At 58.4% G+C, this 14,051-nt stretch carries 13 protein-coding genes; 7 read left to right on the forward strand and 6 right to left on the reverse strand.

The window, feature by feature from the left end; translation table 11 throughout:
* The first annotated feature begins 8 nt into the window (after positions 1 to 8).
* The 3 genes from sctS (at position 9) to IE111_RS23820 (ending at position 2,707) form a co-directional block, all read left to right on the forward strand.
* The gene (sctS, locus tag IE111_RS23810) at positions 9 to 278 is read left to right on the forward strand and encodes a type III secretion system export apparatus subunit SctS (protein WP_189613671.1); all 270 of its coding nucleotides are present in this window, start codon (positions 9 to 11) and stop codon (positions 276 to 278) included.
* Positions 278 to 1,072, forward strand: coding sequence for a type III secretion system export apparatus subunit SctT (gene sctT, locus IE111_RS23815; RefSeq protein ID WP_189613674.1), 795 nt, complete (start codon positions 278 to 280; stop codon positions 1,070 to 1,072). Before sctS ends, sctT begins: the two co-directional genes overlap by 1 nt.
* Positions 1,073 to 1,456: 384 nt before the next feature.
* Positions 1,457 to 2,707, forward strand: coding sequence for a DUF1521 domain-containing protein (locus tag IE111_RS23820; RefSeq protein ID WP_189613677.1), 1,251 nt, complete (start codon positions 1,457 to 1,459; stop codon positions 2,705 to 2,707).
* A 164-nt stretch (positions 2,708 to 2,871) separates the two neighbouring features.
* Here IE111_RS23820 and IE111_RS23825 read toward each other — a convergent pair whose 3' ends face one another.
* Both IE111_RS23825 and IE111_RS23830 read right to left on the reverse strand, forming a co-directional pair.
* On the reverse strand, positions 2,872 to 3,519 hold the full coding sequence (locus IE111_RS23825) for a hypothetical protein (protein WP_189613679.1): 648 nt from the start codon (positions 3,517 to 3,519) through the stop codon (positions 2,872 to 2,874).
* Positions 3,516 to 3,833 carry a hypothetical protein gene (locus IE111_RS23830; protein ID WP_189613680.1) on the reverse strand — a complete coding sequence of 106 codons (318 nt, stop codon included), beginning with the start codon at positions 3,831 to 3,833 and terminating at the stop codon, positions 3,516 to 3,518. The genes IE111_RS23825 and IE111_RS23830 overlap by 4 nt, the downstream gene beginning before the upstream one ends.
* Before the next feature lie 181 nt (positions 3,834 to 4,014).
* Here IE111_RS23830 and sctU point away from each other — a divergent pair, with 181 nt between their 5' ends.
* The 4 genes from sctU (at position 4,015) to IE111_RS23850 (ending at position 8,308) form a co-directional block, all read left to right on the forward strand.
* Complete coding sequence (gene sctU / locus IE111_RS23835; protein WP_189613682.1) at positions 4,015 to 5,127, forward strand: type III secretion system export apparatus subunit SctU; 1,113 nt, start codon at positions 4,015 to 4,017, stop codon at positions 5,125 to 5,127.
* Positions 5,128 to 5,242: 115 nt separating this feature from the next.
* On the forward strand, positions 5,243 to 5,872 hold the full coding sequence (locus IE111_RS23840; protein WP_189613684.1) for a hypothetical protein: 630 nt from the start codon (positions 5,243 to 5,245) through the stop codon (positions 5,870 to 5,872).
* Positions 5,873 to 6,133: 261 nt separating this feature from the next.
* The gene (locus IE111_RS23845; RefSeq protein WP_189613687.1) at positions 6,134 to 7,126 is read left to right on the forward strand and encodes a hypothetical protein; all 993 of its coding nucleotides are present in this window, start codon (positions 6,134 to 6,136) and stop codon (positions 7,124 to 7,126) included.
* Positions 7,127 to 7,192: 66 nt separating this feature from the next.
* Entirely contained in the window at positions 7,193 to 8,308 is a 1,116-nt protein-coding gene (locus IE111_RS23850) for a hypothetical protein (RefSeq protein WP_189613689.1), read from the forward strand.
* Between the two features lie 116 nt (positions 8,309 to 8,424).
* Here IE111_RS23850 and IE111_RS23855 read toward each other — a convergent pair whose 3' ends face one another.
* The 4 genes from IE111_RS23855 to ppk1 all read right to left on the reverse strand — a co-directional run bounded on the left by IE111_RS23855 (position 8,425) and on the right by ppk1 (position 13,782).
* Positions 8,425 to 8,901: a hypothetical protein gene (locus tag IE111_RS23855; RefSeq protein ID WP_189613691.1), complete on the reverse strand. Its 477-nt coding sequence runs from the start codon at positions 8,899 to 8,901 to the stop codon at positions 8,425 to 8,427.
* Positions 8,902 to 8,917: 16 nt separating this feature from the next.
* Positions 8,918 to 10,393, reverse strand: a complete 1,476-nt coding sequence (locus IE111_RS23860; protein WP_189613693.1) for a hypothetical protein — start codon at positions 10,391 to 10,393, stop codon at positions 8,918 to 8,920.
* Between the two features lie 499 nt (positions 10,394 to 10,892).
* The gene (locus IE111_RS23865; protein WP_189613695.1) at positions 10,893 to 11,480 is read right to left on the reverse strand and encodes a PhnA domain-containing protein; all 588 of its coding nucleotides are present in this window, start codon (positions 11,478 to 11,480) and stop codon (positions 10,893 to 10,895) included.
* Between the two features lie 178 nt (positions 11,481 to 11,658).
* Positions 11,659 to 13,782, reverse strand: a complete 2,124-nt coding sequence (gene ppk1, locus IE111_RS23870; protein WP_189613697.1) for a polyphosphate kinase 1 — start codon at positions 13,780 to 13,782, stop codon at positions 11,659 to 11,661.
* Positions 13,783 to 14,051: the final 269 nt, after the last annotated feature.

Below are 14,051 nucleotides of genomic sequence, written 5' to 3' on the forward strand. Positions count from 1 at the left end.
GAGGTCGCATGAGTTTCGACATCGTCCGCCTGACCCAGGACGCCCTCTGGTTGATGTTGATGCTGTCCGGGCCGCCCATCCTGGTTGCCGCCATCGCCGGTCTGCTGGTCGCCTTCATTCAGGCGGCCACCCAGTTGCAGGAACAGACACTGGCCTTCGCCGTCAAACTGGCCGCGGTCGTCATCACCCTGTTTCTGATGGGGGCCTTGCTCGGTGAAACCCTCTACGAGTTCAGCACCCGCATCTTCGATGGTTTTCCGACCATGCTGGAACCGTAATGGGCGTCGATGATCTGAACCAGCTGCTGGTGGCGTTGGGATTGTCGGTACCGCGCATCGCCGCGTCTTTTCTGATACTGCCATTGATGACCCAGGAAACGGTGCCGGCGATGGTTCGCAACACCCTGTTCATTACCCTCGGGTTCGTGGTGCTGCCGCTGACCCTGTATTCGCTCGAGCAGCGGGATTTTTCCACATTGGGGGCCACCTGGCCGTTCATCGTGGTCAAGGAGATCTTCATCGGCGCAACCCTGGGGTTCCTGTTCGGCTCGATATTCTGGGCCCTGTCGGTTGCCGGCGGCATCATCGACACCCAGGCCGGGACCAACATGGCCAGCGATCTCGATCCGGTCCAGGGGCACCAGTCCTCGCCAAATTCCCGTTGGCTGGCGCAGTTCGCCTCCTGGCTGCTGATGGTCAGCGGCGGTCTGTTGGTGTTCATCGACCTGGTGCTCGGCAGCTTCCAGCTCTGGCCCGTGCTCGATCCCCTGCCCGATCTGAATCTCGACGACGCCATTTTGTTCATCGGCGAGTTCGAATACATCATGACGACCGCTCTGTTGTTGTCCGCCCCGGCGATTTTATTGCTGGCACTGGTCGATCTCTGTTTCGGCCTGGTCAACCGCTTCGCCCAGGAACTGAACGTGCTGGCGCTGACCATGCCGGTCAAGGCCTGGGTGGCCGCTTTTGTGTTGATGCTCAACCTCGGACTGATCGTGGAAGTGGTGTTGCGCAAACTGGTGGAAAACAAGGGGCTGTTGTCGCCGTTGCAAGCCATTTTTCAATCCGGCTAACCCGGGTTGTCCCTAGCTAGGGCATCCCCCGATTGGCGGAGCGTGTGCAATTCTGTGAAATGGTTCCACCGAAAGGCAGTACTTCTCCGGGGAGCCTCTGAATAATTCCCGCGGGGCTCTGGCTTTCCGAGGGACGGTGCCGCAAGGCGGACTCATGCCGGAATGTCTGGACCTTTCAAATGAGTCCAACGCAGTCGGCAGCGTTCCTCGGAAAGCCCCGAAGGGCGGGGCCAAAACGTCCTGCCACGTCGTTGGACTTCTTGACAAGGGCTACGGCCATTGCGCTGCGAAGTCCGCCTAGTGGCAGAACGTTTTGGCTCCCGCAGAGCCTCGCGGGAATTGTTCAGAGGCTCCCTAGCTCTTTTAACCAAGGTAGGAACCGTTATGACCAACGTTTTTGGAAACATTGCCGCCGGCGGTTGCACCGCCGACTTTTCGTCGCAAATGTACGCCGCGCTCGACAGGGCCGGCCTCAACGCCAACGTCATCGAAGTGGCCAACGCCCTGAACCAGGTCCCGCTGGATCAATTGTCCGGTGGCGAACGCCAGACCTTGCTGCACGTCACCGAACAATTGGCCGGTGACGGTGTATTGAGCGACGACGATGCGGGCTCCCTGACCCAGATGATCGGCGCTTTCGCCGAGCAGGGTACCGGCGCCTTCGAGGGCAACTGGCCGTTCCCGGACATCAACCTCGGCAACATGCTGGGCAATGCGTTGTTCAATGGCCTGGTGGGTGTGTTGTCGAACATTCTGGGGCAGTCCATGCAGGACATGGCGTTCCAGAACACCGTCAGCGGCCTGTTGAACCAGGCCTCGGACAATGCCTGGAGCGGAGCCTTGCAAGGCGCGTTCGAGAACGCCGACCTGTCCAACCTGAACGCCTCCGAACGCACCGAACTGACGTCCATGTTGTCCGTTGCCGTGGCCGATGGCAGCGTCAACTGGCCCGAAGCCGAGGTGATCCTCAATAAGCTGAGCGAAGCCCAGGGTCAGGAGTGCCCGATGCCGGAACCACCGAGCAACGACAGCGAGTGGAGTGTGGAACAGAACGGTAACCAGGCCACCATCGACCTGGGTGACTACACTCTGGACATCACCGAAAACCGGTCCCAGTTTATCCTGACCAACAAGGAAACCGGTGAAAGTTCCCGGGTCTGGGGCGACCCGCATTTCGACATGGATAACGATGGCACGACCGACGTCGATTTCTGGGGCACCATGACCATGAACCTGGAAAACGGCACCAAGATCACCATCCAGACCACGCCCTGGGAGGGCAACGAGGACATGACGGTTTCCAGCCGATTGGTGATCACCCAGGGTGACAAGGCCATCGAAGTCACCGGCATGGACCAGAACGAGATCGGCGACATGGAAATCACCCAGTCGAATAATGGCCGATTCATGGACGTCTTCACCGGTGACGGCCTGGACATCTACGAGAACGACGGCCAATGGATGGTTCAGGACGGCCTGGAAATGCGCGAAGTCACCCAGGACGACATGAACCAGACCAAGCATGACGGCGGAGACTTCAGCATCCAGAAAGCCCTGCAGGCCATGATGGTCTCGGTCGCCTCCGGATCACTGCTGGCAACCCTGATGTCCATGTACGGCGGCAACAACGAGTAATCGTTCAGGCATACAAAAAAGAATCCGGCCCCTTTTGGCCGGATTTTATTGTAGGGTCGGCACAGCCTACCAAGGGAGTTGGATCGAAGCCCGCGGTACGGTTCTGGAGGCGAATCTATAACCATGGTGGGCGGCCGATGTGCCGGACCATCCCACCCTACGCCCTACAACCCCGCCTCAGCCACCTCACCCGGCGACCGCCCTTCCTCCCAAGCCCGGGCCAATCCGGCCAGACTGGCTCTCGACCGCCGGCTGTAATTCCCCTCCCGCCCATGATCCAGGTCCGACAGGATCTTGGCCGGATAAAGCCGTCGCGCCGCTTCGCTGTGATTGATCAGTTCGACCAGCCGACGTACGGCCGTGAGGTAAGCGGTCTGCGACAGATAAGGCCTTTGCGTTTTCTGGCAATACCAGACAACCAAGTATTCAATCGGCCCGAAGCGCCGCACCGGTGTCGACGACAAAGCCTGAATGTTCAACCGGTTGCCGGGTTCGATGGCCAGATCATTCCAGTTGGAACCGCTGCCCCAGGCGGTCAGTTCCCCGGTGGGCAGGTCCAGCCGCTGCAAGGCGATGCCCAGAGTGTCGGCGAGTCGCCGTCGGGCGTCACGGTCGTCGCTTTCGGCGACGATCATCAGCAGCTTGATCAGTCCGGGGTAACCGGGGTCGTCCATGCGTTCACTCAATCGCTTCAATACAGCGATGCGTATGTCGGCCGATTCGATCTGTTTCAGGACGACGGATAACCGGCTGGCACGCGGTAACCAGCCAGTGGATGGCGGATCGGCAGGATAAGTCTGCAGAGGGCTCATGCCAGGACGAAGTGGGCCAAACGGCTGGCCCAGCCCGCCGGATCGGATTCGTCATACGCCGGCAGGGGCCCGGCAGGCTCGAGCGAACGCGCCTGTGAATCACCCCAGACGTCCGCCAGCAACAGGTCGTTGGCCCGATCGCGAACCTCGGCGGCAGGGGAATCCGCCCGGGTTTCTTCGATATCGAGGCCCAACCGTTGCCCGGTTTCCGTCTGCTCCCGCACTGGCTTCTCAAGATCTGGCCGCTCCAGTTCGGTACGGCCCTGGCGCAGGGCGTCCAGTTGTGTGGACAGAGTGTCGGATAGGATATTCATAACGTGCCTGCCGGAGGCTCCCAAACCGTCGTTGACATGAACAGGCCCTAGGTTAAATCACGAAGGTGACCGGGAAAACTCGGGTTTTCCCGAGGAAAGCCCGACCTAGGGTTTACCCGGGTATTTTCACCACCGCGACTTTATACAATGAAAGATCGAAACCAGCCGAGCAGGTTTGCCCGTGGGAAAGGAAAAAGGCGCCGATCAAACGGAAAAACCGACCCCGAAACGCCTGAAAGATGCGCGCAAGGACGGCGAGGTCCACCGCAGTCAGGACCTCAGTAAAACCTTCCTGCTGTTATTGTGGCTGCTGTTGTTCTGGATGCTGGCCGGCTACCTCGTCGACCAGATGAACCGACTGTTCGACCGCGTCTTCGCGCAAATTCCCGAACCCAATCACTTCGACGACATTATGGAGACCAGTCTTCTGGCCGGGGATGTCTTCGTTAAAATCCTGTTGCCGTTCATTTTGTTGGCCGTGGTCGTCGGGGTGGCGATCGAAGCGCTGCAGGTCGGGCCGGTTTTCGCCCCGAAACGCATGGTCCCGAAAATGGATCGTCTGAACCCGGCCGAAGGCATCAAACGGATGTTCTCCAAGGAGCACCTGGTTGAGGTGCTCAAGGCCGTATTCAAAACCGCCGCCCTGGTGCTGATCGTCGTGTTGGTGACGAAGACCATGATGCCCGACTACCTGCGTCTGGTGTACGGACCGATTACCGCCATCCCCGTCACGCACTGGCGCACCATGGTCTGGGTGCTGTCCGCCGTCGTGTTCGTGTTTTTCTTCGTGTCCGTACTCGACGTGGTCTACCAGCGTCATGTTTTTATCAAGAATCTGATGATGAGCCGGCGCGACATACGCGACGAACAGAAGAATTCGGAAGGCGACCCCCAGATGAAAAACCAGCGCAAGCAGCTGCACCAGGAATGGTCCCAGCAAAACGCCCTGTCGGCGGTGCGCAAGGCCAATGTCGTGGTCGTCAATCCGACGCACTACGCGGTTGCGCTGTTCTACGAACAGGACGAAACCGACCTGCCCATGGTCGTGGCCAAGGGCGAGGGCTACATGGCCCGCCAGATCCGACAAATCGCCGAGGAAGAAAACATTCCCATCATGCGCCATGTTGACCTCGCCCAGGGGTTGTACCGAACCATCGAGGAGGACTGCTACATCTCGTCGGACTTCTTCAACGCCGTCGCGGAAGTCCTGCACTGGGCGGAAACCGTCCGCCGCGAAGCCGAGGCCGACCGCTATGCGGAATGGGATGCGGGGCCCACCGACCCTGGCAAATAAGCTAGGGAGTTTCCCTAGCTAGGGAACGCACCAGCTGTTTTTACCGTCCGGAATCCGGAAACTGGACACCGTATCTTCAAGGCACCGCCGGTATTCAAGCCTAAAGGACTGTGTCTTGGGGGACATTCAATCAACAGACAAAGAGGATAAGACTATGTTTGGTGGAGCTATTGGTGGAATGTTTTCTGGCGGTATCGGCAGCATTGTCGGTGGTATGTTCGGTGGCCCGATCGGTGCCATGGCCGGATCTCTTCTGCAAAATATCGGCTCACAGGTGATTGACCAGGCCATCGAGAATTCGCCGCTGCCGCAACCTTTGAAAGATGCCATGCAAGCCTCTTTCCACGCAGGCCTTGGCAACTTCCAAGAGGCAGGTAAGAACATCGAAGAGATGATGGATGGCCTTCAGGAAATGATGAATCCGCTCGATTTCAACCAGTTACAGGGTGGCGTTGACGATCTGCAGAGCGCCATGAATGACCTTATCAACTATGTATCCACGTCGGAAGAAGGCGGTAACGATGCCGAGGGTTGGTTGCGAGCCATCGCCGGAAACCTGGGCGAGAAGCTGGATGCCAAAGCCGGGGAACTGGAAGAAATGAGTGAAAACCTGAATTCCGACAACCCAAGTGAAGTGACTGACTACACTGCGGCTACCAAGGAATTCTCCATGCTGTTTGAAGGTGTGAATACCGCACTGAAAACCATCGGCGATGCTCTGACTTCTGCCGCACGTAAGCAGTAATTGTTTCGCCCGAAACGCCAATACGAGAAACCACCCGCATGCGGGTGGTTTTTCTATGTGGGCGGGTAGGTCGCGGTAGTCTTGAAAGGACCGCTTTCGGATCTGGTGGCATCGTTGGCCAGAGATATATGTCCATCCGGATCTATGCACTGTTGGATAAATGTTAATCTGTGATTATGTTATCAAATTCGGGGGCAATATCCGGTTACCATCAGGTTATATCCTTGATTGAAAGGCAGGGACATGTTTAGGGCAGTGTGTGTGGCCATCTCTGCGGGGGCAATGCTTACTGGTTGCACTCCAGACAACTCGACTGACGGAAACGGAAATGATGGATCGGGTTCAAATCTTCCAGGGCGTCTGTATTACGAATCCATCAGCCAGGGGCACGATATTGAAACCGGGCTAGTCGCCTATGATCCATCCACATACACCGAGGAGCTGTTGCTTCCGGGCGACGATGTACGCGATTTCGCTATTTCCGACGACGGACAGTTTATTGCTATTGTATCCAACTCCCGTGCCGAATTGGTCGCATTTAACCGTTACGACCTTGACGAGATATCGATTTCGGACTCTGGTGAAAAGTATAACGTTCCGATACGGTTTTCACCCGACCGTTCTCAGTTGGCCTACAACGTTGACTATTGGGCCGATGACGACTTGCGAATCAAGACCTCCCAGGGCTTGGAATACCATATTACCAGTGATGATCTGGATCAGATTACCGGAGACCCACCTTTCAGTTGGGATTGGCTTGACGATTCCACGATTGTTTTCGCCTCTGGAAATACCTTGTTCAAGATGACGGACCTCTCTTCGGGCCAATTCAGTCCAGTATATCAAGTATCCGGGGATGTCGACCTGGGTAACGTCTCCGTCAGCAATGACGGTACCCGGGTGGCGTTCACAGAAGCCAGACCCTCTGTATCCGATCAACTTGGCGATGTGTTTATTCTGAATTTTGACAGTGGTTCTGTCAGGCAAATGACAACCGATGCCCGAGCACGGGATACTATCTGGTCACCCGACGATAGCTATATCGCTTTTGCAATCGGAATGAGAGATGCCAGCGGCAGCCCGCACCTTGATAAGTGCACTCGAGTTTATGCATTACCTGTATCGGTCGATAGCCCGGTCAATATTTCAGTGGATAGCTTCGAACCATCGGTCAAACTGGAGCGCATTCTGGGTGGTGAACGGGAAGAGCTGTGTATCCGTTCTCGAAGTGCGTTGTATTGGTTGGAGGATTGACCGCTTTACAGCCTCGATGGACAGTTCCTGTACTGGGCTTCGTGAATCTGCCAAAAGGAAAGCAAAGTGTTACGAATTCGAGCATGGAAGTATCTCCCCGCCATCGCGTTTATGGCTGCGGCAAGCCCGGCATCGACGCGAGTCGATATCAGTGATGAATCCGTCGCGCAAGCCCTGGTCAGCCTGGACTTGGTTAATGCGATCTACTCTGAATGTAACCTGGCCGATGACGGATCGGGCAGGCGGGTATTCCAGAGTTGGTCAGAACGTAATCGGGTGGAGGAATTGCAAACCACGCTAATACAAATAGTGTCTGACCGTGAGGCTCTATCCGGGAAGCGAGAGAAAATCAGCCAGTTAGCCAGCCAACAGGCCGGTCGTATGTTACCCGAAGCCTGTTCCCAGTTTTCGCAGCTGCTGCGCATCGACGACATGAACCCCTTGCAACGATACCCGCAGTTGCAGGAACGGCTAACCGACAGCACCCCTCGTTCTGCCAAAGGGAAAGGCCGTGTAGAAGCCTCCCGCGATACCGGCCATAACGTGTCGGTAACCAACTCGTATAATCCCGAACACGCAGAGAGCACGACAGATGCGATTGAATTTGTCGTATTCGATTACCTTCCTCGAGGAGGTGAGTTTGCTGTAGTCCCTGTGATGCTGTTCGAGAATGGAGAAGCCTGTACAGACATGGCTTTGATAACCGAGTATCAGGATGCTGAACAGCATAAGCGCCAGCACCCGGCTCGATGGCGACAATGGCGGTTTCAGGGAGACCGGGTGCAACTGAAAGGCGAGGGTGACTGGCAGGATGTTCAATACCAGCAACAGTACACCGGGTTTCCGGAAGGCTACCGGTTCGATCATCGCTATAAACGGCTAAACAGTATGAGCAGTGGTGGCGGCAACTTTGCCATGGCCTCTCGGCACATCGAATTGAACAAGGATGGCACTTTTATCAGCGGTCAGGCCACCTTCGCCAACAGTGAAAACAGTACGACCGGTGCTCAAGCCAGCGTCGCCTCACTGCCCGATAACAGAACGGGTCGATATCGGGTTGAGGGTTATCTACTGACGCTTGAATACGACAGTGGCGAGGTTGTGCACAAGTCAATCGTCACGGACGATCAGGACGACCCGGAAGTGATCTGGATCAATGGCTACGATTACGTAAGCTACTGAATGCAACAAGGAGGGAGTGACCTCACAGCCCGAATGCGATGCCGGATCAGATTCCCCGGCAAGCCAAAAGAGCGGCGGCGTTCTATCGATGGGGCTTCTGTTGTTGGGGTTGTGGCTTATTTCGGTTCGGATGAAAGCGGGAGGTTGGTCATTACATTGACCGGCACGATTCCCCCTTCGCTGTGCTGCGGCCGTAGACCGACCAGTGCCACAAAGTGATCGTCACGGCGATAGGCGAACGACCAGGCATGTTCGTTTGTGCCGAAGGTAAGGTCGTCCGCCGGTCGCCAGCCTTCCCGAGCGGCCAGCTTTTCAGCATAGATTTCCTGAAGCCTCTGCCAGGACGTATCAGTCGGCATGACGTAACGCTCAAGCCGCATGCCGACTTCACCGAATGTAGCCACGGCCCTGTCCCACACCTGAGTCCAGTACCGGGTGTCCAGACTGCCGGTCAGGGTGCCGAACGGGTATTCCTTGGTGGTTTCCAGAATGGGTGGCGGCACCGGCAGCGTCGGTTGCGGGTCCGAGCAGGCGCCCAGCCCGAAAGTGAGGCCGGCGATCACTGCAACCGCCAGCCTGGTTTTGAATAACATCCCATCAAGCACGTGTTCAGTCCAACCGGGTAACCTGGCTGATGCGATCATTGAAGCCGCTGAACGCGGCGGTGCCGACACCCATTTCATCGGTATTGGGGTTGGTGGGGATCGCGGCGCGTTCCAGTTGTTGGGCGGCTGTGGTGCCGGGGTCCTCGATGGCGGCTTCAATGGCATACACCGCCCAATCCTTCGCAACCCCGAAACCGGTGTTCACCGCCGGGGGGACGACGGAACCGATGACCGTCAGCGTGCTGTTCAACACCTTGGACGTCAGTTCCTGCTGCTGTTGCACATCGCTGGATATCGACTCCGCAGCGCTGTAGACACCACCGACGAAATAGCCCAGCGTGCCGGCATTTTCATAGCGGATCGCGCCACTGTTCAGGGTGACCGAATCCTCGAAACGGGTGATCGGGTTCTCGTTCAGCTGATTGCCCATCTGAAGTCTGGCCATTTGCTCACCCAACACATCCTCCTGGCCGTTATTCAGCATGTGTTTCGCGTATTGCCCAAAGGACGTGCCATCCATCGTGGACTGGTTGTACGCCAGCTCTCGCATGATGCCGGTGGTGTCGGTGTCCAGCAGTTGCGTCAGGCCATTGGCCACCGCATTGGCGCTCTCCTCCTTGCCCAGCGCCGTCACCGGAAAACCGAAATCCTCATTGATGTGTTCTAGGGTCTGGGCACTGGCGTCAAAGAGGCGGGCTTTCACATCCGGATCGTTGATCTGGCTGGCGCTGGCCAGAATCTCGCCGGCCACCTTGCCATCGAGATTGGCGCTGACCGCATGGCTCGAATAATTCACCGTCTCGTCGATCGAGGCCGACATCACGGCGCGCATTTGCTCATAGGACAAAGCGCCGAACGCTTCGCGTGCCGCGCTCGGGCTGCCCTGCAAACCGGCCAGCACTTCACCGACGGCCGCCGCCTCGGCGTCGCCGGTGCGCGACATCGAACCGCCGAGATGGGTTGTGGTGTAGTCCGGCTGGTCGGTCATATCCGACGCCATCTCCTGCACGTACTCGACCTGGACGTGCGGACTGGCGTGCGTCGCGACCGCCTGGCCAAGCGCCACCACGTCCTCGTACCCGCCGCTGTTGGCGTCGGTACCGGCGAACGCATCGGACAAGGTTTTCAATCCGCCGCTGTCGAGTTTGCGCGCCATTTCGTTGAAGAACTGCGACCGCTCGGCCACGGTGAGTCCGCCAAGACCGAGCACTTTGTCGTCGGTGAATTCCTGGGCCACTTTATCCAGCGTGCCGTCGGCGGCGAGCTGGTCGATGACGGCCCGGGTCTGATTGGCATCGAGGCCTTCGAGGGTATTGGCGATGGACTGGACGTCGCCGTGGGTGACAGCCCAGTCGTTCCAAGAGGTGGAGAGTCGGTCGTTGATGGAATCGACAGCCTGGTCCACCGGGTCGGAGGTTTGGGCCGCTGTGGACTGTGCGTTGAGTCCACCGGTGCCTTGAGCAATCGCGGGCGTTGCCATGGTGTGTTCCTCTCGTGATGGTCTGGACGATGAACAGTCACTTGAGGTCAGTTTCAGGCTTCGTTTTCTGTTGTGCCAGTGGGAGTTTCCCCAGCTAGGGTTATTCCCAGGGTCCGTGGTTGGTCTTTATGCTGTGGCAGGAACCCGTGCTTTGGGGCGGGGTATGCTCTTCCAGGGACCGCTGTGAATACATCCATGTACGCTTAACTTCGCCATCCATGGCTCAGATGTCCCTTCCAGAGCATACCCCGCCCCAAGCACTGGTCTACCGCGATTGCACTACCTACGGTATTCCCAAAACCTGCCTGAAATATAGGTAATGGCCAGTATTTTGGCGATGCTGATTAGCGCCGGGCGTCGGTAGCCCTTCAGACGGACGTCGGACGCCATGGATGGCGTCCGTCGAGCCTACATGGACGTACTTGCGGCGGTCCGTCAGAAGGGCTACCGACGTCCGGTGCGGGTTCAACCACAGTACCCGATAGATTAACCAACCCCTTTACTTAGACGACTTCTTAACAAACTTGGCCAGTAAAACCACCTGTTGGTCGTTGACGCGACCTTCGATGTGGTCCGGGTCGTCGGGGACCAGGCTGATGTTGCGGACAGCGGTACCGCGTTTGGCGGTGAAACCGGCGCCTTTGACGTTCAGGTCTTTGGTGAGGGTGACGGTGTCGCCGGCCTGCAGTTCCACGCCGTTGGCGTCCAGGTGGCGAACGGTGCCGGCCTCGGCCGGGTGTTCGCCGGTGGCTTTGGCCCAGGCCAGGGTGTCGTCGTCCAGGTAGAGGATGTCCAGCAATTCCAGTGGCCAGCCTTCCTCGCTCAGGCGGGTCAGCATGCGCCAGGCCATCACCTGGACCGCCGGAACCTGGGACCACATGCTGTCGTTCAGGCAACGCCAGTGGTTCGGGTCCATTTTCTCCGGGTCTTCGATCTGCTCGCGGCAGGTCGGGCAGACGAGGATGTGGTGGTCGGGGTTGTCCGGGTCGGCCGACGGCGGGACCTCGAGGACGGAGAGGTCTTCGTTGTTGCCGCAGAGCTCGCAGCGGGATTTGGCCCGCCGGAGCAGGTTGCGTATTTCAGTCATGGCGTCGGCCTCCTTGTAGGGTCCGGGTCCTTGGGAAGCATGGAGCCGTGCCGTTCGGGATGAACGGTGGCCCGGGGCCGACGATACGCCGGCGCTCCCAGGTAAGCGGCCGAAGGATACACCAGCGCAGCGCCGCTGGGTGTATTTTCTCACTCAAGTATAGGCGCTACCCGTTGCCTTAGCGGATTTTTTCCTGGGTCGCCGAAGAATTGATCGCGTCTTCGAGCAGCTTGGTCTGGGCCGAGACGGGGGTGTCGCCGTTGGGTGTGGCGCGATGATAGGCACCGTCGGCGGTCAGTTCCCAGGCTTGCTGGTTGTCGGCCAGGTAGAGTTCCAGGTCCTTGATGACCTTGTCGCGCAGCTTTTTGCTCAGCAGCGGGAAGCCGGTTTCGACCCGGTGGAACATGTTGCGGCTCATCCAGTCGGCGCTGGCGAGGAAGACTTCGGAGTCGCCGTCGTTGTGGAAGCAAAAGGCGCGGGTGTGTTCGAGGAAGCGGCCGACGATGGAGCGTACGTGGATATTGTCGGAAACCCCTTCTATGCCCGGGCGGATCTGGCAGATGCCGCGGATGATCAGGTCCACCTGCACGCCGGCCTGACTGGCTTCATACAGTTTGCGCGTCAGCAGTTCTTCGTACAGTGAATTCATCTTGGCGATGATGCGTGCCGGTTTGCCGGCTTTGGCGTGTTCGATCTCGCGGTCGATCTTGCGCATCATCGTCTTGTGCAGCGTGAACGGAGACTGCACCAACTGGTCCAGCTTGCTCACCTTGCCCAGGCTGGTGAGCTGCAAAAAGATGCGGTAGACGTCGTCGCCGATCTGTTTGTTGCAGGTCATCAGACCATAATCGGTGTAGATCTGGGCCGTTTGCGGGTGGTAGTTGCCGGTGCCGAGGTGCACGTAGTGGCGCAGTTTGTTGCCCTCGCGCCGGGCGACCATGAGCATCTTGGCGTGTGTCTTGTAGCCGACGATGCCGTAGACGACGTGAATGCCGAATTCCTGCAGCCGTTCGGCCAGAGCGACGTTGGCTTCCTCGTCGAACCGGGCCAGAAGCTCGATGATGACCGTGACTTCCTTGCCCGCCTTGGCGGCGGCGACCAGGGCGTCGACGATGATGGAGTTGGCGCCGGTGCGGTAGAGCGTCTGCTTGATGGTCAGTACGTCCGGGTCCTTGGCGGCCTGGCGGATCAGGTCGACCACGGGCATGAAGGAGTCGAACGGGTGGTGCAGCAGGATGTCGCTCTTGCGGATGGCGTCGAACATGTTCGCCTTGCGCTTGAGCACCCGGGTGACGCGGGCGTCGAACGGCGGGTACAGTAGGTCCGGATCACGTGCGAGGTCGATCAGCGACGCCAGGCGGTTCAGATTGACCGGGCCGTCGGCGCGGTAGAGGTCGACTTCGGAGATCTCGAATTGCTTGAACAGGAACTGCACCAGTTCGTCCGGGCAGTTCACCGCCACCTCAAGACGCACCTCGTCACCGTACTGACGGTACACCAGTTCCCCCTCGATGGCCCGCCGCAGGTCACCGGTTTCCTCTTCGTCGACGAACAAATCGGAATTGCGGGTCACGCGGAACTGATAGCACCCCTTGACCGTCATGCCAAAGAAAATCTCATCCATGAAGTAGTGGATGATGGACGACAGGAAGACGAAGTCCCGGGAGCCGGATTCGGTCTCCTCGGCGGGCAGTTGAATCATGTCCGGCAGGGCGCGCGGGCACTGGACGATGGCCTGGCCGCTGTTGCGGCCGAAGGCGTCCTTCCCGTCCAGCTTGACGATGAAATTCAGACTCTTGTTCAGGATGCGCGGAAACGGATGCGCCGGGTCGAGCCCGATGGGGCTGAGCAGCGGCAATACCTCGTGCTCGAAATATTGCTGTAACCAGGCGGTCTGCGTCTTGCTCCAGTGCTCGCGCTTGATGACGCGGATGCCTTCGTTCTCCAGCAGGGGCAGCAATTGCTGGTTCAGGATGTCGTATTGACGCTGCACCAGCCGGTGCGCCCGTTCGGCGATGCGGTCCAGTTGCTGACGCGGCGTCAGCCCCTCCGGACCGGTGACCGTCGAGCCGGCTTCATAGCGCTCCTTAAGACCGCCGACGCGGATCTCGAAAAACTCGTCCAGGTTGGTGCTGGAGATGCAGAGAAACCGCAGCCGTTCCAGCGGCGGGATCTGGGTGTCTTCCGCCTGGGACAGGACCCGGTCGTGGAACTCCAGAAGGGAGAGTTCCCGGTTGATGAAATGGTCCTGCGTTATCGGCCTGGGTTCGGGTCGGTCGTCGGTCTCGCTGGCTTGAGTCATGCTGCACCTCGTAAATTCATGACTCACAGTGTATGACAGAATTGTTGCGATTGTGTGAAGACGGAGTGTTGGATTGCACAGGGAAAGTGGTTGTAGGGTGGGCACCGCCCACCAGGGGAGGAAAGGTAGCCAGAAGGTAGTCCACAGGCACCACCATGGTGGGCCATGAGGCTGTGAGAGTATTTTTTTGCCGGCATCACATTGGTTTTAGGCTCGTTCATGCTGGTTAGAATGCCCTCCGGCACCCGCAATTGGTATTTCGACCTACT

It is taken from the genome of Saccharospirillum salsuginis (assembly GCF_014651855.1).
GTDB classification, from domain to species: domain Bacteria; phylum Pseudomonadota; class Gammaproteobacteria; order Pseudomonadales; family Natronospirillaceae; genus Saccharospirillum; species Saccharospirillum salsuginis.

What these genes read in the sequence shown, in the direction of transcription:
- sctS (WP_189613671.1), top strand. Translation starts at nt 9, where the DNA reads ATGAGTTTCGACATCGTCCGCCTGACCCAGGACGCCCTCTGGTTGATG.
- sctT (WP_189613674.1), top strand. Translation starts at nt 278, where the DNA reads ATGGGCGTCGATGATCTGAACCAGCTGCTGGTGGCGTTGGGATTGTCG.
- IE111_RS23820 (WP_189613677.1), top strand. Translation starts at nt 1,457, where the DNA reads ATGACCAACGTTTTTGGAAACATTGCCGCCGGCGGTTGCACCGCCGAC.
- IE111_RS23825 (WP_189613679.1), bottom strand. Translation starts at nt 3,519, where the DNA reads ATGAGCCCTCTGCAGACTTATCCTGCCGATCCGCCATCCACTGGCTGG.
- IE111_RS23830 (WP_189613680.1), bottom strand. Translation starts at nt 3,833, where the DNA reads ATGAATATCCTATCCGACACTCTGTCCACACAACTGGACGCCCTGCGC.
- IE111_RS23855 (WP_189613691.1), bottom strand. Translation starts at nt 8,901, where the DNA reads ATGTTATTCAAAACCAGGCTGGCGGTTGCAGTGATCGCCGGCCTCACT.
- IE111_RS23860 (WP_189613693.1), bottom strand. Translation starts at nt 10,393, where the DNA reads ATGGCAACGCCCGCGATTGCTCAAGGCACCGGTGGACTCAACGCACAG.
- IE111_RS23865 (WP_189613695.1), bottom strand. Translation starts at nt 11,480, where the DNA reads ATGACTGAAATACGCAACCTGCTCCGGCGGGCCAAATCCCGCTGCGAG.
- ppk1 (WP_189613697.1), bottom strand. Translation starts at nt 13,782, where the DNA reads ATGACTCAAGCCAGCGAGACCGACGACCGACCCGAACCCAGGCCGATA.